The following is a 24,225-nucleotide window of genomic DNA, read 5'->3' on the forward strand; positions in this document are numbered from 1 at the left end:
CACGCCTCCCCCGCCACCGTCGGCCCGGCCGACCTCGTCGAGGACCCCGTGTGACCGCGAGCGTCGCAGGGCCTGTCCGGCGGATCTGCCGGCCGGGCCGGGCCGAGCCGGGCCGGGCCGAGGCGGGCCGAGCCGGGCCGGGCCGGGCCGGGCCGGGCCGAGCCGGGCCGGGCCGAGCCGGGCCGGGCCGAGCCGGGCCGAGCCGGGCCGAGCCGGGCCGAGCCGGGCCGAGCCGGGCCGAGCCGAGCCGGGCCGAGCCGGGCCGAGCCGGGCCGAGCCGGGCCGAGCCGGGCCGAGCCGGGCCGAGCCGGGCCGGGCCGAGCCGGGCCGAGCCGGGCCGGGCCGAGCCGGGCCGAGCCGGGCCGAGCCGAGCCGGGCCGAGCCGGGCCGGGCCGAGCCGGGCCGAGCCGGGCCGAGCCGGGCCGGGCCGAGCCGGGCCGAGGCGGGCCGGGCCGAGCCGGGCCGAGGCGGGCCGGGCCGAGGCGGGCCGAGGCGGACTGAGGTTAGGCTCCCCTCATGACGACTGCAGACAGCAACGGCGCCGCTCCCCTCGACGTGGAGATCGGCGCCCTCCAGGGCGGCAGCGCGGACCTGTCCCGGTACAAGGGCCAGGTGGTGCTCGTCGTGAACGTGGCCTCCAAGTGCGGGCTGACCCCGCAGTACGGCGGGCTGGAGCGCCTCCACGAGCGCTACGCCGGCCAGGGCTTCACCGTCCTCGGCGTGCCGTGCAACCAGTTCATGGGCCAGGAGCCCGGCAGCGCCGACGAGATCGCCGAGTTCTGCTCCGCCACCTACGGCGTGACCTTCCCGATGACGGAGAAGGTCGAGGTCAACGGCGAGGGCCGGCACGCGCTGTACGACCGCCTGGTCGGCTTCGCCGACGCCGAGGGGCACACCGGCGACATCCGCTGGAACTTCGAGAAGTTCCTGATCGGCCGGGACGGCGAGGTCGTCGCCCGCTTCTCGCCGCGCACCGAGCCGGACGCGGCGGAGGTCGTCACGGCGATCGAGGCCCAGCTGGCCGGTTGACCTTGTCCCTGGGGCAGGGCCGAGCGTCTCGGTCACCGGGCGGGACGGACCGCCCGGTGACGGAGGACGCTCAGGTGGATGCCCGGTCGGAGTCCGAGGCCGAAGCTCAGGTGGACGACGGCGGCCCGCTGCTCACCATCGGCGCGTTCGCGGCGCGGGCCCGGCTGTCGGCGAAGGCGCTGCGGCTGTACGACCGGCTCGGGCTGCTGACGCCCGCGCACGTCGACGAGGCCAGCGGCTACCGCTACTACCGCGCCGGCCAGGCGGAACGCGCCCGGCTGGTGGCGCTGCTGCGGCAGCTGGACATGCCGCTCGCCCGGATCGCCGAGGTGATCGCGGCCGACGGGGAGCGGGCGGGCGAGCTGCTCGCCTCCTACTGGGCCGGCGTCGAGACGCGGATCGCCGCGCAGCGCACGCTCGCCGAGTACCTCCGTGGACGACTGTCGGGGAGGAGCTCCGAGATGTACGGGAAGTTCGAGGTCGAGACGGTGGAACTGCCCCAGCAGGTGGTGATCACCGAGACGCGGCACACGCTGGCGGACGAGCTGCCGACGTGGATCGGCGCGTCGCTGGGGCGGCTGGAGGCGGCGGCGCGGGAGTGCGGTGGCGTGACGGGGGCGCCGTTCGTGCTGTTCCACGCGGAGGTGTCGACGGAGAGCGACGGCCCGGTCGAGTCCTGCGTGCCGGTCGCCGACGAGGCGGCGGCGCGGGCGTGGGCCGAGGCGCACGGGCGGGCCTGGCAGACACGGGTGCGCGTGGAGCCGGCCCGGCGGATGGCGTACACCCGCCTCGTGAAGGCCCAGGTGGCGTATCCGCAGATCCTCGCCGCGTTCGAGGCGGTGGAACAGTGGATCGCCGGGCGGGGGCTGGAGCAGGCCGGTCCCAGCCGCGAGGTGTACTTCGCGGACTGGGCCGCCGCGGGACCCCAGGACCCGGTGTGCGACGTGGCGTTCCCGGTGCGGTGAGGCCCGCGGCCCTGACTCCTCACCAGTCCGGGGCCTGATTTTTCACGAGTCCGGGGCCCTCACTCCTCACGAGTCCGGGCCCTGACTCCTCACGAGTCCGCGGCCCTCACTTGAGTTCGTCCGGGCAGGGCGTCCCCCGCGGCAGCTGGTAGGGGGCGCCCAGCCGGTAGGTGCCGGCCTTCGGGGCGACCAGGATCGTCCACTTGTCGCCCTTGTCGTCCTCCTCGGTCTGCATCAGGCAGCCGTTGACATTGTCGTACGTCTTCGGCGTGCCGTCGGCGCGGTGTTTGGAGGCGTCCGTCTCCTGCGGGGGCTTGACGCCCTTGCCTTCGGCGTCGACCAGGCCGAGCCACGGGGAGTAGGGGACGCGGATGAGGACCCGGCCGGGCTGCTCGACCTCGATGGTCAGCTCGCCCTGGTCGGCGCGGTCGACGGTGGCGGGCGGGTCGGCGAGCGGGGTGGGGTCGGTGACGCGGAACAGCTGCCAGTTGGCGTCGCCCCAGATCTGCTTCAGGTACGGCATGCCCCGCTGGACGAGTTCGCGCTCGCGTTCGCCGCCGTCGCCGTCGGGCTCGTCCTTGGGCAGGACGACGAAGTGGACGGCCCAGCGCTGGAGCCACTCGTGGTAGTTGGCCGAGTTGAGGGTGTCGTCGTAGAAGAGGGGGTTGCGCTCCATGTCGGCCTGGCGGTTCCAGCCGCGGGCCAGGTTGACGTAGGGGGCGAGCGCGGAGGCCTCGCGGTGGGAACGGGCGGGGACCACCTCGACGCGGCCCTTCTCGGCGCCGACCTTCTGCAGCTCGTTCACCAGCGGGGCCAGTTCGCGGGCCCAGGAGGCGGTGGGGGTGGTGTGGACGACGTCGTCGACCGACTTGAAGCCGATCCAGAAGACGAAGCCGCAGGCGGCCAGCACGGTCAGGTACCAGGTGCGCGAGCGGGGGGCGTGGAAGGGCAGGGCCGCCACCAGCACCACGCCCGCGAACAGCATCGCCAGCCGGGTGATGTTGGAGCCGATCTGCGAGCTGACCAGCCAGACTCCGACGACGGCGAGGCCGTACACCGCGGCCGTCAGGCGGACCGTCGTCCACTCCCTGGGGACCAGGGCGAAGACGAGGATCGAGTACGCCAGCGGCAGGATGACCGAGCCGAAGGTCATCGGCTGGGTTCCGGAGAAGGGGAACAGCCACGCCGACACGGCCACCACGGCGGCGGGGGCCAGGCCGAGCGCCCACGCGCCGGGGCGGCGTTTCTGCAGGAACAGCGCGACGGCCACCAGCCCCACGAACAGGCCCGCCACCGGCGACGACATCGTGGCCAGGGCGGCCAGCGGCGCCGCGCACAGGGCCTTCGCCCAACGCGCGTAGCGCCAGCGGTGGGGCCAGCAGTGCACGACGGCGACCGCGCCCAGCGCGAACACCGTGCCCAGTCCGAAGGTCACGCGTCCGGAGGCGGCGTTGCACAGGAACGCGAAGACGCCCGCCAGCGACGCCCACAGCGGGTTGCGGACGGACCTGCTGCGGATGAGGATCATCGTGAGCAGCCCGGCGGACACCGTCCCCGCGATCATCATCGTCGTCCGCACGCCGAGGACCGACATCAGATACGGCGAGACCACGCTGTAGGACACCGGGTGCATGCCGCCGTACCAGGCCAGGTTGTACGCCGAGTCGGGGTGCCGGCCGACGAACTCCGCCCACGCGTCCTGCGCCGCCAGATCACCGCCGCTGTTCGCGAACGTGAAGAACCAGACGACGTGGAGGACGCCCGACAGGGCGGTGAACGACAGCGCCGGGTGACGCAGGACATGCTCGCGCAGGACGAGGACGGCGCGCTTCAGCCGGCCCGTGTCGTCCTGGCGGCGGTCGTCACCGGGCGCGTCGGCGCGCGGCGCGGGTACGCGTATTCGCGGGCCGGTCCCCGGTCCCTGATCGGCGTCGTCGGCGCGTGTCGGCTCCGCAGTGGCCACCTGAAGGCACTCCCCGTGGTGTCCCGTCCTGTGTTCCGGGGCGCGTGCCGTTGCCCGCCCGTTCGGCCGCGGTCCCGGGGGTCTCCCGGCCGCGCCCCGCCGGCGGCGGCCTGCCCCGTCTCGTGACGCTAGCACGCGCCCCGCCGGCAGGCGCCCGGGCGGGCGCGCGCCGACGGGGCGCGGACGTGCGGCTACGGCTCGTTTCAGCTGACGCGGGTCAGCTTGTCCGTGAAGCCCGGTTCGGCGAGGTCCTTCTGCAGGGCGACCGGGACCTTGACCGCGCCGGCCGTTCCGCCGTCGCCCACGGTGAGCGTGCCCACCTTGGTGCCGGCCTTCGCGGTGCGCGGCAGGTCGTCGGCGGCGAAGGACAGCTTCACCTTCAGGCCGGACCAGCCGACCGCGGTGACGTCCTTGGTGATGACGACCGGCGTGTGGCCACCGAGACCGTCGTCCACGTACCCGACGACGTCTCCCTCCTTCAGGATCGTGGCCGACTTCAGCGCACCCTGCGCGGCCCTGATCAGTTTGTCGCCGGCGTCGAGAGCGCCGCTGAGGATCGTGTTGTCCGCGCCACCGGGCCCTTGGCTGAGGACGGCACCGACGATGGTCCGGGTCTCACCGCCGACCTGCTTGACCGCGGCGAAGACGAGGTTGCCGCCGGCCGCCGTGGTGGTGCCGGTCTTGATGCCGATGACGTTGTTGTAGCCGACCAGACGGTTCCAGTTGCTGTGCTTGGTGCCCTTGTAGTCGGTGTACTCCATCATCCTGGCGATCTCCCGGAAGGACGCCTCCTTCATCGCGGCCTTCGCCAGCTTCACCTGGTCCACGGCCGTGGACACCGTCGTCTTCTGCAGGCCGGACGGGTCGGTGTACGTCGTGTTGGTCATGCCGAGGTCCTTGGCGGCGGCGTTCATCTTGCTCACGAACGCCTTCTCCGAGCCTGCGTCCCAGCGGGCCAGGAGGCGCGCGACGTTGTTGGCGGACGCGAGGAGTACGCCCTCCAGGGCCTCCCTCTCGGTGATGGTGTCGTTCGCCTTCACCTCGACCGTCGACTCGCCGTCAGCGGTGGCCTGCTCCTCGGCCGTCTGGTCCACCTTGATCTTCTCGCCGTCACCGCTCTTGAGCGGATGGTCGCGAAGGATCAGGTACGCCGTCATGACCTTGGCGACGCTCGCAATGGGTACGGGCTTCTGCCGGCCCGACGAACCGAACGATCCGATTCCCTGTACGTCGAGCGCGCCCTGACCGCCGGCCGGCCAGGGGATGTCGGCCTTGTCTCCGTCGAAGGTGTACGACTCCTCGGCGGTCAGGGTGAGGGTGGGCGTCGGCAGCGGGCGTACGGCCTGCACGATCGCAAAGATGATCGCCAGGAGCAGGACCAGCGGAGTCCAGATCTTGACCCGGCGCACGACCGTGCGGACCGGGGTCTGCGGGGGCGGCGGGGTGTTCGTCAGCTCCGCGAGCAGGTCGAGCGGGGGCTTCGGCGGCAGCGGCTGCTGGGTGGTGCGCTCGGGGCCGACCTGGGGGACGAACGCGGTGGCGTCCGCCGGGGACGACGGCTTCCTCGTCGCGGGGTCGTCGAGGGGTTTGAGCGCGACGAACCTGCTGGTGCGCTCGGGGTCGCCGCCCTGGGGGGCCCTGGGCCGGGGGGTCTCCGGGCCCTCGGGGGCCTTGGGGGCCTTGGGGGCCTTGGGGGGCTCCGGGGTCCCGGCCGGGGCGGCCTTGGCGGCGCCGCCCAGCTTGAGCATGGTGGTGGGCTGGTCGACCTGGAACTTGGGGCGCTTGAAGACGGCGGTCGGCTGGTCCACGGGCTCGGCGGAGGCCTTGCCCTCGCCCTCGCCGCCGTTCTTGGCGTCGTTCTTGGCATCGTCGGCGGCGGGGGCGGAGGAATCGGCGGGTGCCGGTGCTTCGCCGTCGGCCTGCGGACCGTCCGGCTCGTCGTCGTCGGCGGTGACGGACTCGGAAGCGTCGGTCACCGCGGACTCGTCGTCCCGGGCGTCGGCGTCCGCCGCCTCGTCCGCGTCCGTGGCGGCATCCGTGACGTCGTCGGCGTCCGCCTTCGCGTCGGATTCCGGCTCCGGGGCCTGGGCACGGTCCTCAGCGGTCGTGGGGGCGTCTTCAGGGGCCGTGGAGGCGTCTTCCGCGCGGTCCGAGGCGTCCGAGGCGCCTGAGGCGTCCTGGGCGCTTCCGGAGCCCCCCGGCCGGACCCAGGCCGCCAGCAGTCCCGCGTCGCCTCCCGTACGGCCGTCGGCCGCGTCGGATTCGGCGTCAGCGTCGGCGCGGTCGTCGCCGCCCTCGTCCGCCCCGGTCTCCACGGCGTCCACGGCGTCCACGGCACGGTCCCGGGCCGGTACCGAGAACACCCGGGTCGCCGTGTCCGCGCCGCCACGGGAGCCCGCTCCGTCCTGGGCCGGCTCCGCGGTCTCGTCGGTCCTCTCGGTCCCGTCGGTCGCCCCGGCGTCCTCGTCCTCGGCGTCCTCGGCGTTCACGGCGTCCTCGGCGTCTGTCGCCACGTCCCGTACCGGGAACACCCGGGTCGCCGTGTCCACGCCGCCGCGAGGCCCGGACGGTGTCTCCCTGTCGCGGGAGACGGCCAGCCGCGGGTCACGCTCGGCGTGCTCCCCCGACCTGGCTTCGGGAACCGGAACCGCGCTCCCCGACGTCGGTTCTGCCGACGACTCGCGCTGCTTCGACCTGTCGGGGGACTCGCCCGCCACCGATGCCTCCTCCATCTGCCGCACGCCCCGCGTGCTGCTGCCGAACCGTGAACCGCCGCCCGGAACACCGCTCCCACGCGCTGTCCGAACCATGTACCAGTGTCCTGTGTGCGGGCTTGGCCCCCGTGGTAGACGAGAACGACATACCTGCCGGTTCCCTTACAAAGAGGTCACGCACCCTCGACAGACCAATGTGAGAGGGGTCACCCTGTCATTCATCCACGCGGGGAGGCATGGATGGGCAGGAGCCGCAGAACACTTCCGGAGGAGCTTCTGCTGCTGGCACTGGACCCGGCCACGGGTACCACTGCACAGCCGCAGTCGCTCGACCTCGGTCTGGCCGGAGCACAGCTAGTGGAGCTGGCGCTGGCCGGACGGATAGCCCCAGACGGGGATCGTATCGCCGTGGTGGTGCCACGGCCGACAGGAGATCCAACACTGGACTCCGCGTTGGAGTTGCTGCGCAGGCGCGGCGCTCCGGTGCGTGCCGTCCACTGGATCGGCGGGCCGCGTCTCGGGCTCCGCCAGGTCTACCTCTCGCATCTGGAGCGGTGCGGCATGGTCGCCGCCGTGCCGGGACAGATGTGCGGGGTGCTGCCGACGACTCGCTACCAGGCGACGGACAACGAGATCAGCCGGGAGATCAGAGCCCGGCTGGATTCCGCGATCCGCACCGGCGTGCCGCCGGACCCGCGGACCGCGGCGCTCGCCGCACTGGCCCACGCGGTCGGCCTCGGCAAGCACCTGTACCCGGGGAACGAGGGACGCTCCTCTCGCTCCCGGCTCAGGGACCTGATCCGGCACGACCCCATGGGCGGACTCGTGGCGCACGCCGTGATGGACGTCCAGAACGGCGTGGCCGCCCAGCCGCGCCGCAGCCCGGCCCCGGCCCCGGCCGGCCGGCCGCCAGCCGGTCCCGTCAGGGCCGCGCCGGAACCCGCCCGCGGTGTGCCGATGCAGCCGCGCCACGGTTCCATGGCGCGCGTCGTGGCGCACTGAGCCGCGGCCCCTCACCGGGCACACGCACCGCACCACCGTACGAACCACGCACCGCCCAGCACGACCCACGCACGACCCCTCGCACCGCCGCAGCACTCGCGTGCCCCACAGCCGCACCTGAGTCCCCAGACCCGGTCCGGGAGCCGCTGGTTCGCGCGGGGCCGCGGGACCGTGCGCCGTCCGTCCGCCCGGACGGCGGCGCCACGGTTCCGCGGCCCCGCGCGGCCGTCATCCCGGCCGTCATCGCGGCCCGGCCGCGCGCAATTGCCAGGCGCGCGCCGCGAACTGGCGTGCGTCCTGCGCATATCCGCGGTTCGCCAGCGGTAGAAAGCACCTTGGTGGCAGTCTGCTCAACAGCAGATACGCAAAGTGGCTAGTCGAAGCACGCAGCCGGAGGTGCACGTCCGTGGCGTCCAATGTCAATCCCACCGTCCGGCGACGCCGGCTGGGCCAGGAGTTGCGCCGGCTCCGCGAGCTCAAGGGCATGACGGCCGAGGAGGTGGCGGAGCGGCTGCTGGTGTCGCAGTCGAAGATCAGCCGGCTGGAGAACGGGCGGCGCAGCATCAGCCAGCGCGACGTCCGCGACCTGTGCGGGGTCTACGAGGTCGAGGACCACCGGATCGTCGACTCGCTGATGCAGATGGCCAAGGACTCCCGCCAGCAGGGCTGGTGGCACTCCTTCGGGGACATTCCCTACAGCGTCTACATCGGCCTGGAGACCGACGCGGCCAGTCTGCGGGTGTACGACCCCCAGGTCGTCCCCGGCCTGTTGCAGACCCGGCAGTACGCCGAGTCGCTGATCGCGGGCGCGCTGCCGGAGACGGCGGCCGCCGACATCGACAAGCGTGTGCAGGTGCGGATGCGCCGGCAGGACCGCATCACCGCCCCGGAGAACCCGTTGCGGCTGTGGACGGTGATGGACGAGGCCGCGCTGCGCCGGGTGGTCGGCAACCGCTCGCTGATGCGGGACCAGTTGGAGCACCTCGTCGAGCAGTCCCAGCTGCCGCACGTCACCGTGCAGGTCATCCCCTTCGAGATGGGCGCCCACCCGGGCCTGAACGGCCAGTACGCGATCCTGGAGTTCCCCGACGCGGCCGACTCCAGCGTCGTCTACATCGAGGGCGTCACCAGCGACCTTTACCTGGAGAAGGCGAACGACGTCCAGAAGTACAGCGTGATGTACGAGCACCTCAGGGCGCAGGCCCTGAACCCGGACCAGTCGCGTCAGTTCATCGCGGACATCGCGAAGGAGTACGCCCGCTGAAAAGCACGGAAGCCCGCTGAGCCCCGCTGCGCCGCGCTGAACCCGTCCTGGACGAAAGGCGCAGCACAGTACACCGTTTCCGGGTCATGCCGGAAGACCACCTGGAATATGCCATCCAGTCGAGTGAATAGTCTCCTCGGATGCCGGAATGGGCGAGTAGCGTCGATCACACCGACCGAGCAATGAGGTTGGCGCAAACCGCGCGGTGGTCCGCGGTGGTCCACCGATGGACACGTCGCGCGGTGACAGCAACTCAACAACTGGCACTGCGGAGCAGAAATGGCAATTCGACAGGGCGCCACGGACACGTGGACCAAGTCCTCGTACTCCACGGGAAACGGCGCATGCGTCGAGATCAAGTCACCGGTTCTCGCGGCGATGGCCGTGCGGGATTCCAAGATTCCCGACGGCCCCGTCCTGGGCTTCCCGGCCGAGGTGTGGAACGCCTTCGTCACTTCGATCAAGGCGTAGGGGGAGGATCTTTCTGATCCTCCGCCGACTCACCGACCACAACTTCACAAGCACCACAAGCACCACAAGCGGCACGTGAAAGAGCCCTCTCGACCAGTTCGCCGTCCTTGCCGAGGGGGCTCCGCTTGTGACCGGAAAGCCTCCGGGCCCTCCTGACGGTCCTCAGCGCAGCCGGTCGACGTACGTGTCCGTCCCCGGCACCGTCGGAACGAACGGCGCCACCAGGTCGCACCCCCCCCCCCCCCCCCTTCCCGATCTGATGGTCCGTCAGCTAAACCGGACCCATGGCAGACGACACGACGCACGCAGACGAGGCCCACAGCCGCCTGTACGCCGAACTGGCAGCCGTCGGCCCTTACGGAGCCGACCTCGGGCATGCGCTCATCACCATGGTCGAGCCGCACCCCGGCCGGGAGCGCGAATACAATCGCTGGTACGAAGATGACCACTTCATCGCCGGCGCGATGGCCATGCCGTGGATGTACGCCGGGCGTCGCTGGGTCGCCACGCGGGACCTGCAGCTCCTGCGCTACCCCGAAACCTCCGCCGTCGCGCAGCCGGTGACGGCCGGGTGCTACATGTCCGTCTACTGGATGACCGCCGGACGCTACGCCGACCACATGCGGTGGACCGTCGGCATCAACAAGCGCCTCAACCGCGACCACCGCGTCTTCCAGGACCGCACGCATGTCTTCACGGCCTTCCAGGACCACGCGACGACCGTCTACCGCGACGGTGATGAGGGCCCGCGTGACATCCACGCCCTCGACCACCCCTACGCCGGGCTCGTCGTCCAGGTCATCGACGCCGCCTCCCCCGCCAGGCGCGGGGACCTGCTCGCGTGGCTTCGTGACGACCACCTTCCGAGACGGCTGGCGGGCTCTCCTGCGGCCATGGTGACGATCTTCACGCCGACGCCCCTGCCCCTGGACCGCATGACCTACGTCAAACAGGTCGAGGGGATCGGAACCCGGCTGACCCTGCTGTGGTTCCTCCAGCACGACCCCCGCGACGCCTGGCGCGAGCACTTCGCGGACCTGGATACGGCAGTGGCCGCTTCGGGGCTGGGCGATGTACAGCTCGTCGCACCGTTCATCCCCACGGTGCCCGGGACGGACCGGTACGTGGACGAGCTGCGGTGAGCCGCCCGGCAGCCTCCTGGCGAACCGGGTGACAGCCTCGGGCAGGACCCTCGCGGTGCGCTCGGCGCGGTCCGCGGGTTCCCCGGCTTCCGTGACGCCACGGCACAGCGCCTTCGCGCTCGCGGCATTGCACCCCCCGCGTACCCGGGCCGGATGCGCACCAGCCTGTGCCGGCTGTCGGGCGGAGCCGTCTCTCGTGCCGGATCCGGATTCCGGACGCTTCGACCAGGCGTCGAGGTGGGGACAGGTGACGCGCAAGGCGTCCAGGCCGGGAAGCCCGATGGCATCGCGGCCGTCCACGACCTCGCGGTAGGCGGGATGGGCTCTCAGGATCCGCTTGGACGGCGCTGTGTCGGGACCGTCGTCGACGCGTTCCGGGCCGCCCGCCGCGTCGACATGGGAGCGCAGAACGGGACTTCGGTGCGGTCAGGCATCGGGGCCCGGGGTGCCGCCGGTGAACTCGGTCGCGAGCGCAGCGGCGAGGTCCTGGGGCGGCATCAGCGCGGGGCGTCCGGCGCCGGCGTCGACGAGGCCGCCGAGGATGCGGTGCACTCCGGCGCGCCGCTCCGGTCGAATGCCGCCGTTGCCGCCCGCAGGTCCATTTCGTCCGCCATGAAGGTCATGATGCCGGATCACCGGCATGCTGAGCGGCGTACTCGGACAGTTGAGGGGCGCACTTGAACGAGGCCGGCCCCATGGAGACCCCGACCGCCCGCCAGTAGCCGCCGGCCCGGAAGCAGGCGTCCGTCGACGCGCAGCGGCCGGTTCGGCGTACACGTCGCTGCGGGCGTCCTCGGCCATGGCGCTCCCCTTCCGTCCTCCTGCCGGCCCGCCTACTCTGACGCTCCGTCAGATGAGAGCCAGACCCCGGGAGGCACCGGATGTCACTGCTCGCGGGCAAGACCGTCGTCGTGTCGGGAGTCGGCGCCGGACTCGGCCGCCAGGTCGCGGCGGCGGTGGTGCGCGACGGCGGGAACGCCGTGCTCGGCGCGCGGACGGAGGCGAACCTCGCCGAGAGCGCCGCGGAGGCGGATCCGGGCGGGGCGCACACGGCGTACCGGGCGGCCGACATCACCGACGAGGCGCAGTGCGCGGCGCTGGCGGCGCTCGCGCGGGCGCGGTTCGGCCGGATCGACGCGGTCGTGCACGTGGCCGCCCTCGACCGGCACTTCGGCGGGCTGGAGGACGCGGACTTCGCGGCCTGGCAGGCCGTCCTGGACGTGAACCTGCTGGGGACGCTGCGGATGACGCGGGCGTGCCTGCCGGCCCTGAAGGAGCGCGGCGGCTCGGTGGTGTTCATCGGGACGCAGTCGTCGGTGGCCGCGCCGACGCAGGTGCGGCAGGCGGCGTACGCGGCCTCGAAGGGCGCGCTGACGAGCGCGATGTACTCGCTCGCCCGCGAACTCGGCCCGTACCGGATCCGGGTCAACACCGTGCTGCCGGGCTGGATGTGGGGGCCGCCGGTGCGGGCGTTCGTGCGGTCGACGGCGCGGGCCGAAGGGGTGCCGGACGACGAGGTGCTGGCCCGGCTGACGGAGCGGACGGCGCTGCCCGACCTCGCGACGGACGGGGACGTGGCGGACGCGGCCGTGTTCCTGGCCTCCGACCGGGCACGGGCGATCACCGGGCAGTCGTTGCTCGTCAACGCCGGGGAGCTGATGCGCTGAGGAGCCTCCCCAGTCAGGATCCAGCCAAGATCGATTGTTCATATAGGTGAACCCAGGTCAGGTCGCAGAACATTTTTGCCTGCTCTTGACCTTCCACTCGCTTGTCGTGTCCGCGTGACCGAACCCACGATGAGCGGGCACTTCGCGGCCTCTCACGGCCTGCCACGCCCCTACCCCGCTCAGGCGAAGTGCCAACCAGCTGAGCGGAGTTCACAAGGCGGACCCTGGAAGGGGGCACATGAACAGTCTCGACTGGGCCGTGCTCATCGGCTACTTCGGCGTGATGGTGGCCATCGGCGTCTGGTCGCACAAACGCGTGGACAGCGTCGGCGACTTCTTCACCGCGGGCGGGAAGATGCCGTGGTGGCTGTCCGGCATCTCGCACCACATGTCGGGCTACAGCGCGGTGATGTTCACCGGCTACGCGGGCATCGCCTACACCTACGGCGTGACGTCCTTCGTGACGTGGTCCTTCCCGATCGCGCTGGGCATCGCCATCGGCTCGAAACTGTTCGCGCCCCGGATCAACCGGCTGCGCTCGCGGCTGCACGTCGCCTCGCCGCTGGAGTACCTGAAGAACCGCTACGACCTCAAGACGCAGCAGGCGCTGGCCTGGTCCGGGATGCTGCTGAAGATCGTGGACGTGGGCGCGAAATGGGCGGCCATCGCGACGCTGCTGTCGGTCTTCACCGGCATCAGCCTGAACCAGGGCATCCTCATCACGGGCGCGATCACGGCCGTGTACTGCACGATCGGCGGCCTGTGGGCGGACGCGCTGACCGAACTGGGCCAGTTCGTCATCCAGTTGCTGGCCGGCATCTCGATGTTCGTCGCGGTCGTGCTGAAGCTGAACGACAAGGGCATCGGCTTCCTCGGCGCCTGGGACGAACCCGCCCTGCACGGGCACGGAAAGCCGCTGGTCGGCCCGTACGGCACGGTGTTCCTGCTGGCCTTCCTGTTCATCAAGCTCTTCGAGTACAACGGCGGCATGCTCAACCAGGCCCAGCGCTACATGGCGACGGGCAGCGCACGCGAGGCCGAGCGGTCGGCGCGGCTGTCGGCGGTGCTGTGGCTGGTCTGGCCGGTCGTGCTGTTCTTCCCGATGTGGATGTCGCCGCTGCTGGTGCAGGCGCAGAAGCCGGACGGCTCCGACTCCTACGGCCTGATGACCGAACAGCTGCTGCCGCACGGGCTGCTGGGCCTGGTCATCGTCGGCTTCTTCTCGCACACCATGGCCATGTGCTCCTCCGACGCCAACGCGATCGCGGCCGTCTTCACCCGGGACTGCGCGCCCGTGCTGTCGGCCAGGGCCCGGCAGTGGAGCGAGCGGTCGGGCCTGATCGCGGCCCGCGTGGCCACGGTCGTCTTCCTCGGACTGTCGATGGCGGCGGCCACGCAGGTCAACTCGCCGACGTTCAAGGACATCATCACCGTCGTCATCAAGTGGGTCGCGGGCCTGATGGGCCCCATGGCCATCCCGATGATGCTCGGCCTGCTGCGGCCCTTCCGGCGCTCCGGCCCGACGGCGGCGCTCACCAGCTGGGCGCTGGGCCTGCTCGCGTTCTGGCTGGTCAACTACCCGATCAACTGGAACGTCGACGGCGGCGTGCCGCTCCAGTACCAGGTCTCGGTGCCGCTCGCGGTCTCCCTGGTCCTCTACATCCTCATCGGCTACCTGAAGCCGGAGGACACCCCGGCCCGGCTCGCGATCATCGACCGCGTCAACTCGGACGGGGACGCGGCCACCGCGGCCGCCGTACCGGCGCCGGTGGGCGAGGGCGAGGGCGAGGACGCGGTGAGCAGGACGGCGGTGAAGGACTGATCCGAGGGCCGAAGGGCCGGCGGGTCTGGGGCAGGCGGGTCGGCTGGCCAACGGTCCAGGGGCAGGCGGCCCGGGCGCAGGCGGCCCGGGGCCTACGCCCGCGGATACCGGGTCAGCCAACCGGGGGACGAGCCGGCCGGGCCGTGCAGGGCGGGGCCCTGGGTCATCTCCATGGCGAAGTCGTCCGCCAGCTCCAGGATCGTGGGACGGCCCTCCAGCTCGGCCAGCCAGGCCGGCGGGAGGGCCGTCTCGCCGTGCAGGGCGCCCAGCAGGCCGCCGGTCATGGCGCCGGTCGCCCCGGAGGGGCCGTCGTGGTTGACCGCCAGGCACAGGCCGTGCCGGACGTCCTCCCCGACCAGCGCGCAGTACACGGAGGCGGCCAGCACCCCGTCCGCCGTGCCGTCCGCGGCCAGCCCGGCCACCCGCGCCGGCGCGGGCATGCCCTGGCGGACCGCGCCCAGCGCGTGCTGCAGCGCGTCCGACACCGGCTGGTGCCCCGGCCGCACGGACAGCAGCGCGAGCGCCCGCTGCACCGCCCCGTCGAGGCTGTCGCCGCGGGCCAGCCCGTGCACGATCACGGCGTAGGCGCCCGCCGCCAGGACGGCCGTCGGATGGCCGTGGGTCTGCGCGGCGCACTCCACGGCGAGCTGCACGACCAGTTGCGGCTCCCAGCCCACGAGCAGCCCGAAGGGCACGGAACGGGCGACCGCCTCCGGCCCCAGCGCGTCCGGGTTCTTCGGCGCCTCCAGCGTGCCCATCCGGTCGTCGCCGAGCCCGAGCAGCAGAGTCCGGGTCGGTGCCCGGCGCGCGTACAGCCATTCCTCCCGCGCCAGCCAGCCGTCCTCCTCGCGGCGCAGGTCGGGCCCCCAGTCGCGCTGGGTGGCCGCCCAGCGCAGGTACGCCCGGTGCAGGTCGGTCGGCGGATGCCAGGCGCCGGTGTCGCGGCGCACCTGGGCGCGGATCAGCCCGTCGACGGAGAACAGGGTCAGCTGCGTGAGGTGGGTGACGGCGCCGCGCCGCCCGTAGCCGGGGGCGAGGTCGAAGAGGCCGTCCGGCCCGTGCGCCGCGCGGATCTCCTCGATGCCGAGCCGGTCGACGGGCGAGCCCAGCGCGTCGCCGACCGCCGCCCCGAGCAGCGCCCCGCGCACCCGGCTGCGGAAGTCCTGCTGTTCGGTACGGCCCCAGACGGCGCCGGCTGTCGCACCCACCAAGACCTCCCCGCCCGTTACCCGCCCGTACGGTTCAGCACTGTAATCGAACGGGAACGGTCGGTTGAGGCCGCGCAACGGTCCGCGCACCGCTGCGCGGGAAGCGGCCGGGGCGGCCCCATCACGGGGTGCTTCCGCGGCGCGCGCCGCCCTCGTGCCCGCCGAGCCCGGCCCAGGGCGGCCGCCCGCGCGCCGTTCTGGCTCGATGTGTACGGGAGACGGCCCCCGCGGGCGGGAAGGAGGCCCGTATGTCCGCAACCACTGGCGCAACCCCCGCCTCACGGGCGCTCCCCCTCACCGCCGCTCTCCTCACCGCGACGGTGGCGCTCTACACGGCGCTCGTCGCGTTCGGCAACATCACGGACTTCGGCACCAACCGGCAGTTCGTGCGGCACGTGCTGGCCATGGACACCACGTTCAAGGACGACGGCCTGATGTGGCGGGCGATCACCGGCCACGGGGTCCAGGACGCCGTGTACGTCGCGATCATCGTGTGGGAGACCGCTGCCGCGCCGGCCCTGATCGCCGGTACGTGGTACTGGGCGCGCCGGGACCACGACCGCGCGCGGCGGATCTCCACCTACGGTCTGCTGATGCTGATGCTGCTCTTCGGCGCCGGGTTCGTCGCGGTCGGCGGGGAGTGGTTCGCGATGTGGCAGTCGGAGGACTGGAACGGGCTGACGGCCGCGACGCGGGTGTTCCTGATCAGCGGGGTCGTGCTGCTGGTGATCCAGCTGCCGTCCGGCGGCCGGGAGGCTACTCGACGACCGTGACCCTGGTGCCCGCCGAGCCGAACGTCCACAGGGCCGCGCCGTCCGCCGTGCGCATCCGGATGCCGCCGGTCTGCGCGCCCGACGCGGGCGGCGGCGAGGAGCCGTCCACCGCGTTGGAGAAGGCGATGTTGACGCCGGACTGCACGGCGAAGTACACGATGTGCTCGATCTTCACGCCGTCCGAGCCGGTGATGACGCCCCGGGTGCGCACGCCGACCGTATAGCTGCCGGGAGCCGGGCTCACCGTGCCGGGCCACACCGCGAACGTGCGGCGCGGCGCGTCGCTCGCGTCGATCAGCCAGACCCGCTTGTCGCCGAGGGAGTAGACGATCCGGCGGCCGGTGCCGGAGCCGTCCGGCACCGCAGCCGGCGCCGCGGAGGCGGTGGGCCTGGCGGTGGCGTGCGCCTTGGCCGACGCCGAGGCGGACGGCCGTGCGTCCGCCGCGGCCGACGGATGCGCGCCGCGGTCCGCCTGTACGGTCAGGGCGGCGACCACGGCTATCGCTCCCACCGTCAGACCGGTCACCCAGACCTTCGGGGCTGGCACGGGCACGCATCTCCTCAGCTACGGATCCCCCCTCGCACGAGGGTCGGATCATCGTACCGGCCCCTGCGGTGCCCGCTGCTCAGTCCAGCACCGGCAGCAGCTCGGGCAGGTGGCCGTCCGAGGCGGCGGCCGCCCGCTGCCGCTCCTCGGGGACCTCGCCGTACAGCGTGGTGCGGGGGCGGGCCGGGCGGCCCGCCGCCTCGGCGACCGCGATCAGGTCCCGCACCGACTTGTAGGAGCCGTACGACGAGCCCGCCATGCGCGAGATGGTCTCCTCCATCAGGGTGCCGCCCAGGTCGTTCGCGCCGGAGCGGAGCATCTCCGCCGCGCCCTCGGCGCCGAGCTTCACCCAGCTGGTCTGGATGTTGGGGATCCAGGGGTGCAGCAGGAGGCGGGCCATGGCGGTGACCGCGCGGTTGTCCCGCGTCGACGGGCCGGGGCGGGCGATGCCCGCCAGGTACACCGGCGCGTTGGTGTGGATGAAGGGGAGCGTCACGAACTCCGTGAAGCCGCCGGTGCGCTGCTGGATGCCGGCCAGGGTGCGCAGGTGGCCGAGCCAGTGCCGCGGCTGGTCCACGTGCCCGTACATCATCGTCGAGGACGAGCGGATGCCCAGCTCGTGCGCCGTGGTGATCACCTCGATCCAGGTCGCCGTCGGCAGCTTCCCCTTGGTGAGCACCCAGCGGACCTCGTCGTCGAGGATCTCCGCCGCGGTGCCGGGGATCGAGTCGAGGCCGGCCTCCTTCGCGGCCGTGAGCCACTCACGGATCGACAGGCCCGTCCGGGTGGCGCCGTTGACGACCTCCATCGGGGAGAAGGCGTGCACGTGCATGCCCGGGACCCGTTCCTTGACCGCCTTCGCGATGTCGAAGTACGCGGTGCCCGGCAGGTCCGGGTGGATGCCGCCCTGCATGCAGACCTCCACCGCGCCCACCTCCCACGCCTGCTGCGCCCGGTCCGCGACCTGCTGGAGGGAGAGCGTGTAGGCGTCGGCGTCGGTGCGGCGCTGCGCGAAGGCGCAGAAGCGGCAGCCGGTGTAGCAGACGTTGGTGAAGTTGATGTTGCGGGTGACGATGTACGTCACCTTGTCGCCGACCGCCGAGGCGCGCACGTCGTCCGCTACGCGGCACAGGGCGTCCAGCGCGGGACCGTCCGCGTGCAGCAGGGCGAGGGCCTCCGCGTCCGTCAGCCGGGTCGGGTCGTCGGCCGCCGTCGCCAGCGCCGCCCGCACGTCGGTGTCGATGCGCTCCGGCGCCATCCCGGGCGCGGCCGCCTCGCGCAGGGCGCCCCAGTCGCCGTACACCTCGTCGAAGTCCTCGCGGCGGTCGGCGGTGCGGCCCTCGGTGTCGATGGACGCGTGCAGGTCGGTGCGCCCGGAGGAGACGAACGCCTCCTCGGGCTCCTGCCACGGCAGCCCCTCCGGGAGTGCCTCGGGGCGGGCCAGTCCCGTCTCCGGGTCGGCCAGCGCCCGCACGTGCGGGAGCAGCCGCGGGTCCAGCCAGGGCTCGCCGCGCCGCACGAACTCCGGGTAGACGCACAGGCGCTCCCGCAACTGGAAACCGGCCGCCTCGGAGCGCCGGGTCAGCTCCTCGATCCGCGGCCAGGGGCGTTCGGGGTTGACGTGGTCGATGGTGAGCGGGCTGACCCCGCCCCAGTCGTCGATGCCGGCGCCGATGAGGCGCTCGTACTCGTCGTCGACCAGGTTGGGCGGCGCCTGGAGGCAGGCCGCCGGGCCCATGATGTGCCGGGCCACGGCGACCGTGGCGACCAGCTCGTCCAGCTCGGCGTCGGGCATGCCGCGCATGGCGGTGTCCGGCTTGGCGCGGAAGTTCTGGATGATCAGTTCCTGGATGCCGTGGTAGGCGCGGGAGACCTTCCGCAGCGCGAACAGCGACTCGGCCCGCTCCTCGTACGTCTCGCCGATGCCGATGAGGACGCCGGAGGTGAACGGGACCGAGGAGCGGCCGGCGTCCTCCAGGACGCGCAGGCGCACGGCCGGTTCCTTGTCCGGGGAGCCGTGGTGGGGGCCGCCGGGCTCGGACCACAGGCGGGTCGCCGTGGTCTCCAGCATCATGCCCATGCTCGGCGCGACGGGCTTCAGGCGCTGGAGGTCGGTCCACGTCATCACGCCGGGGTTGAGGTGGGGCAGCAGGCCCGTCTCCTCCAGGATGCGGATGGAGATCGCGCGGACGTAGGCGATGGTGTCGTCGTAGCCGTGCGCGTCGAGCCACTCGCGCGCCTCGGGCCAGCGGTCCTCGGGCTTGTCGCCGAGGGTGATCAGGGCTTCCTTGCAGCCGAGGGCGGCGCCCTTGCGGGCGACGTCGAGCACCTCGTCGGGGGACATGAACATGCCGTGCCCGGCGCGGCGGAGCTTGCCGGGGACGGTGACGAAGGTGCAGTAGTGGCACTTGTCCCGGCACAGCCGGGTGAGGGGCACGAAGACGCTCTTGGAGTACGTGATGACGCCGGGCCGGCCCGCCGCCTCGAGGCCCGCGTCGCGGACCCGGGCGGCCGACGCGGCGAGGTCCTGGAGGGCCTCGCCGCGGGCCTGGAGCAGTACGGCCGCCTCGGAGACGTCGAGGGCGACGCCGTCGCGGGCGCGTTTCAGGGCGCGACGCATGGAGTTCTCGGTGGGGCCGGTTCCCGAGTTCGCCGCGGAAGTCGTCATCCTCCGAGCATACGGAGGCGCCTTGGCTGTCCAGCGGGGGTGGGGGCAGTACCCGTCGGTCACAAATGCGCCGCGTACCCGTCCAGCGCCCGGAGGACCTCCGCCTCCCCCGCCGGCGGCAGCTGCACCACGACCTCCTCGATGCCGAGCTCGGCGTAGTGCGCGAGCTTGCCCGGGGTGGGGTGGACGGCGTACGGGACGACCTGGAGGGCGGCCGGGTCGCGGCCGGCGTCGGCCCAGGCGGACCGCAGCGCGGGCAGCGACTCGGACAGGCCGCGCCCGCCGATGGGCAGCCACCCGTCGGCGTACTCGCAGATGTGCGCGAACAGCTTCGGGCCGGCCGCCCCGCCGACGAGCGTGCGCGGGCCGGTGACCGGGCCGCGCGGCTCCCGCACCGGCTTGGGGTGCGCGAAGGAGGCCCGCACGCTGCCGAACTCCCCCTCGTAGGCGGTCGGTTCCGGCGCCCACAGGGCCCGCATCAGGGCCATCCGGTCGCGCACCAGCTCGCGCCGCGTGCGCCACCGCACCCCGTGGTCGGCGGCCTCCTCGACGTTCCAGCCGAAGCCGAGGCCGAGGGTGAACCGGCCGCCGGACAGGTGGTCCAGGGTCGCGATCTGCTTGGCCAGGTCGATGGGATCGTGCTGGGCGACCAGCGTGATGCCGGTGCCCAGGCCGAGGCGCTCGGTCACCGCCGCCGCCTGGCCGAGGGCGACGAACGGGTCGAGGGTGCGGCCGTACTCGGGCGGCAGCTCGCCGCCCGCCGGGTAGGGGGTGGTCCGCTCGACGGGGATGTGGGTGTGCTCGGGCAGATACAGCCCGGCGAAGCCGCGCCGTTCCAGCTCGCGGGCGAGCCGGACGGGGGCGATGGTCTCGTCGGTGAGGAAGATCGTGACGGCGATGCGCATGCGGTATCTGTACCGGCGCGCGACGTGAATGTCGATACCGACCGGTCGGCATCGGCGGGCGCGGTGCTGTGCCCGGTGCTGTGCGCGGTCGCTGAGGCCGGCGGCCTACGCCCCGCTGCACCCGGCCGATGCCTACGACCCGCTGCCCCCTGCCCGATGCCTACGACCCGCTGCACCTGGCCGATGCCTTCTGTCCGCCGCGCCTTCCCCCGAGGCGACTGCCCGCTGTCGTCACCGTGTGCCTCCCCTGGCTCTCCGGGAGGGAAGACGGTCCTCGGCGTCGAACACCGCCAGGGAGCGCGCTCCCTTCAGAAGCGCTCGTTCCAGGGAGCGCAGGAGCGCGTCCTCCAGGCCGCCCAGCTCTTCGGCGAGGTCTTCCGAGACATCCCGGGTGATCTCCTCGGCCACGGCGTCCACCGGAGTGCGCGGACCAAGCTTGCTGACCACGGCGGCCGCGCGAGCGGGCGTGAGGAGTGCCGAGGCGTGGGCCAGGAGCCAGGAGGGAACTCCGGCCGCTCCCTGCGGTGGCGGCAGACAGGGACGTGCGCCGTCGAACCTCTCGTCCTCCGCAAAGGACTTCTGCTTCACCTTGGCCACCGGACGCGTGCCCGTGCCCGCGGAATCCGCCTCCAGCCACTCACCGGCCGGTTTGAGGACGTAGCCCTCGGCGAGGTTGTCCGCCAGTTCGGGCAGTCCGAAGAGCGCCGGAACTCTCGTGGGGAAGGCGCAGGGCAGTTCCTGGAGCTTGTTCAGCGCGCCGTGCCCGAGCGTGGGAGGGCAGACGAGCCCCGCGGCCGCCGCGGCTTCGCGCAGCGCGCGGTCGGAGACCCAGCGGCGTCCCCCGGTCTTCTCGACCGACGCGTCGAACGGAAGCCAGTGCAGCCCCGGCGCGTACCACACGCCCGTCTGCACCGGCTCGGCCCCGGCAACAGCGGGAACGTCCGGGTGCGGGTAACGTCCCCCGGCCAGCTCGCCGTAGATCGTCACCACCGCGCCGTCATCCCCCACACCGCGCAGCGCGGAGGCGACACGGGCCGCCGCCACCGCCAGCTCCGGCCAGATTCTGCTCACGCCGAAGAAGCCGTCCAGCGCGTCGTCCTCCAGCAGTTCACGCCGCTTCGCCGGATGAATTCCCGTGCCGTCGCACACCACCGCGAAGTGCGCTCCGTGCACCTTTTCCGCCGCGACCCACTCCCGGCCCCCGGATACGCCGACCGCTCCGCTCGCGGAGATCTTGGGATACGGCCGTAGCCCGGAACCCGTGGACGCAGCATCGAACATGACAGGGATCATCGCTTCGTGTCGCACCCCGGGCAACCAAGATTTCCCGCGACGGCTCCGAAGGACCGACAAGCCCTGGCTGCGCACACCGGCCATGCCATAGGTTGCGGTTTCCGCTGTTGCGCTGTCTGCGTCAATCCCCCTGTCACTGAATGGAGTTGCGATGCCGTCTGCCCGTCGAAGAACACAGCTCCTGCTGACCGCCCTGATCGCGGGCGCCCTCTCGGCCGGCTGCTCCGCCTCGGGCGATGCCCAGGGCGCGGCGCCGAGCGCGTCCGCCGCCGATGCGCAGGAAGTGGCCTACTACCGGTGTCTGGAGAAGCACGGCCTGGCCCTGGAGGTCACCGACAGCGGCCATCTCCGGGTCGACAAGGACAAGGCCGCCACGGCAGGTGCGGCAAAGCAGCTGGCCGCCGAGGACAAGTGCCGGAGCAAGCTGCCCGGCACCGCTCAGGCCCGGGCCTCCGCCGACGAGGTCGAGACGGCCCGGCAGATCACGGCCTGCTTCCGGAAGAACGGCGTACCCGAGTACCCGGACCCGGACCCCACGACGGCGGAGATCAATCTCAGCGATGAGCTGGCCGCGAAGGTGAAGCGGGATCTCGCGGATGTGGCGGCCAAGTGTTCGCCTGCCGACGGGCCGGGGATCGTCGGCGGCTGACCCCGCATGGAGTCCGATGAGGTTGCGGGTCGCGGGGCGTGACTCAGTCCACCACCTGTGGATCACGGAAATAGTAGACGACCGTCACTCCCATGCCAGGCGTATGCGTGTACACGACCGTGATTGCCTCGGCCGAGTCACGGGCGAGGGGTGTGGTGTACGTGTACTCCACGGACGGAGGCCGCCAGCCCGGGATCTCGCGTCCCACCGCCGGATCACCGCTGATCGTCGCGAGCGCGTCCCGGACGACGTCCCGTTCCCCCTCCGTCAGGTCGCCGAACGCCTTCCTGGCAGGCTCGGCCTCCTCCAACGGGACTCCGGTCACGCGCCGCCCCCTTTGGCTCGCGCGTCTTCCAGAGCGGTCATGATCTCGGGCGAGTTCCTGATCAGGACTCGGTGCCGGTAAGACCGGACCACCGCTGCGGCGCCCGCGAAGTCGTTGGCCGAGGCGGCTCCTATGGCAGCCGCCAGCTCCTCCTCGAACCGCTCCCGATCACCGGGAAAGCCGTAGCGGCTGAGCGCAGTGCGCAGGTCGTCCACGGTCCGGATCGCGGGCAGCGGCATCGTTCCCCAGCCGTGTTCGGGCTGTGCGCTCATGATCAGCTCCTGACGAACGGGCATCGCTCCGCCTCCCAGTATGGCTCTGGTCACCACGCCGCCGTCCCCGCTTCGCACTCGGCCCACAGCAGCTTGCCGGCGCTCGATGCGTCCGGCCTGCGGAGCACCGTCGCGCCCCACGCGTCCGCGCAGGCCCGCACCAGGGGCAGGCCGCGGCCGTGCTCGGCCTCCGGTGGGGGTACCGGGGTGCCCGCGTTCGAGAAGCCGGGCGGGACGCGGGGGTCGGTGTCCCATACGGTCACCCGGAGGCGGCCGGGCTCGGCGCAGCGGAGCCGGAGGGCGTAGGGGCCCTTGGTGTGGCAGTGGGAGTTGGCCAGCAGTTCCGCCGCCACCAGCTCCGCGGTGGGGGCGAGTTCGGGCATCTCGTGCGCGGCCAGAATCAGCCTGAGCGCACCCCGCGCGATTCCCGGTGCGCGCGGATCGTGCGGAAGATGCAGGGTGTAGTTCCAGGACGGGGATACGGTGGCCAACGGAATTCTCCGGTCTCTGAGGGGAGTTGAACGGGTGCCTGGTGTCTCTGCCGCGGCGTCCCGCGGTGCGCTTCCGGGCGGGCTCCTGAGGATCAAAATAGAGGCTCGGCAAATGTCATTTGCGGAATCTGGAGATACCCCGCACGACTTCCCTCGCATGAGTGACCCGCCAATGGAACACACGTTCAAGAGGAGCGCACATGCCCGCAAGACCGCCGATGACGGCCCGCCGTCTCCGGCTCGCCGTGGAGCTGCGCAAGATGCGCGAGCGCGCGGGCATGACCGCCACAGAGGCCGCTCGCGCGCTCGGCACGAGCCAAGGGCAGCTCAGCAACGTGGAGTCGGGCAGGTTCGGAGTCAGTCCGCAGCGCATCCGAGCCCTGGCCCGCATCTACTCCTGCCCGGACCAGACGTTCATCGCCGCACTGATCGACCTGGCGACCGACAAGACACCCGGCTGGTGGGAGTCGTACCGCGAGGTCCTGCCCTGCGGCTTCCTGGATCTCGCCGAACTGGAGCACCACGCCATCGCCGTACGCACCGCCTACACGTCGCACATGCCAGGGCTGCTCCAGACCGCCGACCACGCGCGTGAGATCTTCCGGCACGTCATCCCCGCGCCCACCCCACCCGAGGTCGAGCACCGCGTCTCGCACCGAATCAAACGGCAGGGTGTGCTGTACGGTGCCGACCCGACCCCGTACCGCACCACCGTGCATGAGGCCGCCCTGCACATGCGCGTCGGCGGCCGGAGCGTGGCCCGCGCCCAACTGCGTCATCTGCTCGACATGAGCGAGCGGGAGCACATCACCATCCGCGTACTCCCCTTCGACGTCGGGGCGTTTCCGGGATCAGGCCAGTCCATCAACTACCTGTACGGCGCCGTCCCGGAACTCGACACCGCTCAACTCGACCAGTTCCACGGCCCGGTACTCCTCGATGCCGAGGCCCTGCTGGACAAGTACCGAAGCCTGCTGGACATCGTAGAAGCCACCGCCCTGACCCCCGAGAAGTCCCGGGATCTGATCCATTCGATCGCCCAGAACCTGTGAAGG

22 protein-coding genes and 1 pseudogene are annotated in these 24,225 nt (G+C 72.2%); 11 read left to right on the forward strand and 12 right to left on the reverse strand.

What is annotated here, in order from left to right:
- Positions 1-516: 516 nt before the first annotated feature.
- The gene (locus AB0G63_RS04065) at positions 517-1,029 is read left to right on the forward strand and encodes a glutathione peroxidase (protein ID WP_360743891.1); all 513 of its coding nucleotides are present in this window, start codon (positions 517-519) and stop codon (positions 1,027-1,029) included.
- 110 nt (positions 1,030-1,139) lie between these two features.
- Complete coding sequence (locus tag AB0G63_RS04070; RefSeq protein WP_360744466.1) at positions 1,140-1,994, forward strand: MerR family transcriptional regulator; 855 nt, start codon at positions 1,140-1,142, stop codon at positions 1,992-1,994.
- A 106-nt stretch (positions 1,995-2,100) separates the two neighbouring features.
- Here the strand turns inward: AB0G63_RS04070 and AB0G63_RS04075 are convergent, their stop codons facing one another.
- Both AB0G63_RS04075 and AB0G63_RS04080 read right to left on the reverse strand, forming a co-directional pair.
- Positions 2,101-3,957: an MFS transporter gene (locus AB0G63_RS04075; protein WP_360743894.1), complete on the reverse strand. Its 1,857-nt coding sequence runs from the start codon at positions 3,955-3,957 to the stop codon at positions 2,101-2,103.
- Between the two features lie 203 nt (positions 3,958-4,160).
- The gene (locus AB0G63_RS04080) at positions 4,161-6,689 is read right to left on the reverse strand and encodes a D-alanyl-D-alanine carboxypeptidase (protein WP_360744469.1); all 2,529 of its coding nucleotides are present in this window, start codon (positions 6,687-6,689) and stop codon (positions 4,161-4,163) included.
- 222 nt (positions 6,690-6,911) lie between these two features.
- On the opposite strand from AB0G63_RS04080, the gene AB0G63_RS04085 reads away from it, so the two are divergent.
- The 4 genes from AB0G63_RS04085 to AB0G63_RS04100 all read left to right on the forward strand — a co-directional run bounded on the left by AB0G63_RS04085 (position 6,912) and on the right by AB0G63_RS04100 (position 10,550).
- Entirely contained in the window at positions 6,912-7,673 is a 762-nt protein-coding gene (locus AB0G63_RS04085; RefSeq protein ID WP_360743897.1) for a GPP34 family phosphoprotein, read from the forward strand.
- 406 nt (positions 7,674-8,079) lie between these two features.
- Complete coding sequence (locus tag AB0G63_RS04090; protein WP_360743900.1) at positions 8,080-8,937, forward strand: helix-turn-helix transcriptional regulator; 858 nt, start codon at positions 8,080-8,082, stop codon at positions 8,935-8,937.
- A gap of 279 nt (positions 8,938-9,216) precedes the next feature.
- On the forward strand, positions 9,217-9,408 hold the full coding sequence (locus AB0G63_RS04095; protein ID WP_360743903.1) for a DUF397 domain-containing protein: 192 nt from the start codon (positions 9,217-9,219) through the stop codon (positions 9,406-9,408).
- A gap of 284 nt (positions 9,409-9,692) precedes the next feature.
- Positions 9,693-10,550 (forward strand): hypothetical protein, encoded by an 858-nt coding sequence (locus AB0G63_RS04100; protein WP_360743906.1) that lies wholly within the window; start codon positions 9,693-9,695, stop codon positions 10,548-10,550.
- Between the two features lie 234 nt (positions 10,551-10,784).
- On the opposite strand, the pseudogene AB0G63_RS04105 reads toward AB0G63_RS04100, so the two are convergent.
- Both AB0G63_RS04105 and AB0G63_RS04110 read right to left on the reverse strand, forming a co-directional pair.
- Positions 10,785-10,958 (reverse strand): annotated as a pseudogene (locus tag AB0G63_RS04105) (DUF4276 family protein); the annotation flags it as partial.
- Between the two features lie 18 nt (positions 10,959-10,976).
- On the reverse strand, positions 10,977-11,102 hold the full coding sequence (locus AB0G63_RS04110; protein ID WP_360743909.1) for a hypothetical protein: 126 nt from the start codon (positions 11,100-11,102) through the stop codon (positions 10,977-10,979).
- Between the two features lie 329 nt (positions 11,103-11,431).
- On the opposite strand from AB0G63_RS04110, the gene AB0G63_RS04115 reads away from it, so the two are divergent.
- Both AB0G63_RS04115 and AB0G63_RS04120 read left to right on the forward strand, forming a co-directional pair.
- A complete protein-coding gene (locus tag AB0G63_RS04115) occupies positions 11,432-12,217 on the forward strand; it encodes an SDR family oxidoreductase (RefSeq protein ID WP_360743912.1) in 786 nt (261 codons plus the stop codon).
- Between the two features lie 238 nt (positions 12,218-12,455).
- Positions 12,456-14,039, forward strand: coding sequence for a sodium:solute symporter family protein (locus tag AB0G63_RS04120; protein WP_360743915.1), 1,584 nt, complete (start codon positions 12,456-12,458; stop codon positions 14,037-14,039).
- A 92-nt stretch (positions 14,040-14,131) separates the two neighbouring features.
- Here the strand turns inward: AB0G63_RS04120 and AB0G63_RS04125 are convergent, their stop codons facing one another.
- Positions 14,132-15,247 carry an ADP-ribosylglycohydrolase family protein gene (locus AB0G63_RS04125; RefSeq protein WP_360743918.1) on the reverse strand — a complete coding sequence of 372 codons (1,116 nt, stop codon included), beginning with the start codon at positions 15,245-15,247 and terminating at the stop codon, positions 14,132-14,134.
- A gap of 248 nt (positions 15,248-15,495) precedes the next feature.
- Between AB0G63_RS04125 and AB0G63_RS04130 the strand changes: the two genes are divergently transcribed.
- On the forward strand, positions 15,496-16,020 hold the full coding sequence (locus AB0G63_RS04130) for a DUF2165 domain-containing protein (RefSeq protein WP_360743921.1): 525 nt from the start codon (positions 15,496-15,498) through the stop codon (positions 16,018-16,020).
- Here AB0G63_RS04130 and AB0G63_RS04135 read toward each other — a convergent pair.
- The 4 genes from AB0G63_RS04135 to AB0G63_RS04150 form a co-directional block, all read right to left on the reverse strand.
- A complete protein-coding gene (locus AB0G63_RS04135; protein ID WP_360743924.1) occupies positions 16,004-16,567 on the reverse strand; it encodes a hypothetical protein in 564 nt (187 codons plus the stop codon). The two genes, AB0G63_RS04130 and AB0G63_RS04135, sit on opposite strands and share 17 nt — an antisense overlap.
- Positions 16,568-16,646: 79 nt before the next feature.
- Complete coding sequence (locus AB0G63_RS04140; RefSeq protein ID WP_360743927.1) at positions 16,647-19,235, reverse strand: bifunctional FO biosynthesis protein CofGH; 2,589 nt, start codon at positions 19,233-19,235, stop codon at positions 16,647-16,649.
- Between the two features lie 59 nt (positions 19,236-19,294).
- Complete coding sequence (locus AB0G63_RS04145) at positions 19,295-20,140, reverse strand: LLM class F420-dependent oxidoreductase (protein ID WP_360743930.1); 846 nt, start codon at positions 20,138-20,140, stop codon at positions 19,295-19,297.
- A 231-nt stretch (positions 20,141-20,371) separates the two neighbouring features.
- Positions 20,372-21,421 carry an RNA ligase family protein gene (locus tag AB0G63_RS04150; RefSeq protein ID WP_360743933.1) on the reverse strand — a complete coding sequence of 350 codons (1,050 nt, stop codon included), beginning with the start codon at positions 21,419-21,421 and terminating at the stop codon, positions 20,372-20,374.
- A 163-nt stretch (positions 21,422-21,584) separates the two neighbouring features.
- Between AB0G63_RS04150 and AB0G63_RS04155 the strand changes: the two genes are divergently transcribed.
- The gene (locus AB0G63_RS04155; protein WP_351888389.1) at positions 21,585-22,082 is read left to right on the forward strand and encodes a hypothetical protein; all 498 of its coding nucleotides are present in this window, start codon (positions 21,585-21,587) and stop codon (positions 22,080-22,082) included.
- A 43-nt stretch (positions 22,083-22,125) separates the two neighbouring features.
- Here AB0G63_RS04155 and AB0G63_RS04160 read toward each other — a convergent pair whose 3' ends face one another.
- From AB0G63_RS04160 to AB0G63_RS04170, 3 genes are read right to left on the reverse strand one after another with little or no spacing between them, the layout of a single operon-like run.
- On the reverse strand, positions 22,126-22,407 hold the full coding sequence (locus tag AB0G63_RS04160; protein WP_360743936.1) for a hypothetical protein: 282 nt from the start codon (positions 22,405-22,407) through the stop codon (positions 22,126-22,128).
- Complete coding sequence (locus tag AB0G63_RS04165; RefSeq protein ID WP_351888395.1) at positions 22,404-22,679, reverse strand: hypothetical protein; 276 nt, start codon at positions 22,677-22,679, stop codon at positions 22,404-22,406. The genes AB0G63_RS04160 and AB0G63_RS04165 overlap by 4 nt, the downstream gene beginning before the upstream one ends.
- A gap of 50 nt (positions 22,680-22,729) precedes the next feature.
- A complete protein-coding gene (locus tag AB0G63_RS04170; protein WP_360743939.1) occupies positions 22,730-23,170 on the reverse strand; it encodes an ATP-binding protein in 441 nt (146 codons plus the stop codon).
- 200 nt (positions 23,171-23,370) lie between these two features.
- On the opposite strand from AB0G63_RS04170, the gene AB0G63_RS04175 reads away from it, so the two are divergent.
- Entirely contained in the window at positions 23,371-24,222 is an 852-nt protein-coding gene (locus tag AB0G63_RS04175) for a helix-turn-helix transcriptional regulator (protein ID WP_360743942.1), read from the forward strand.
- Positions 24,223-24,225: the final 3 nt, after the last annotated feature.

The sequence above is a fragment of the Streptomyces sp. NPDC020996 genome (assembly GCF_040641355.1).
Classification (GTDB): domain Bacteria; phylum Actinomycetota; class Actinomycetes; order Streptomycetales; family Streptomycetaceae; genus Streptomyces.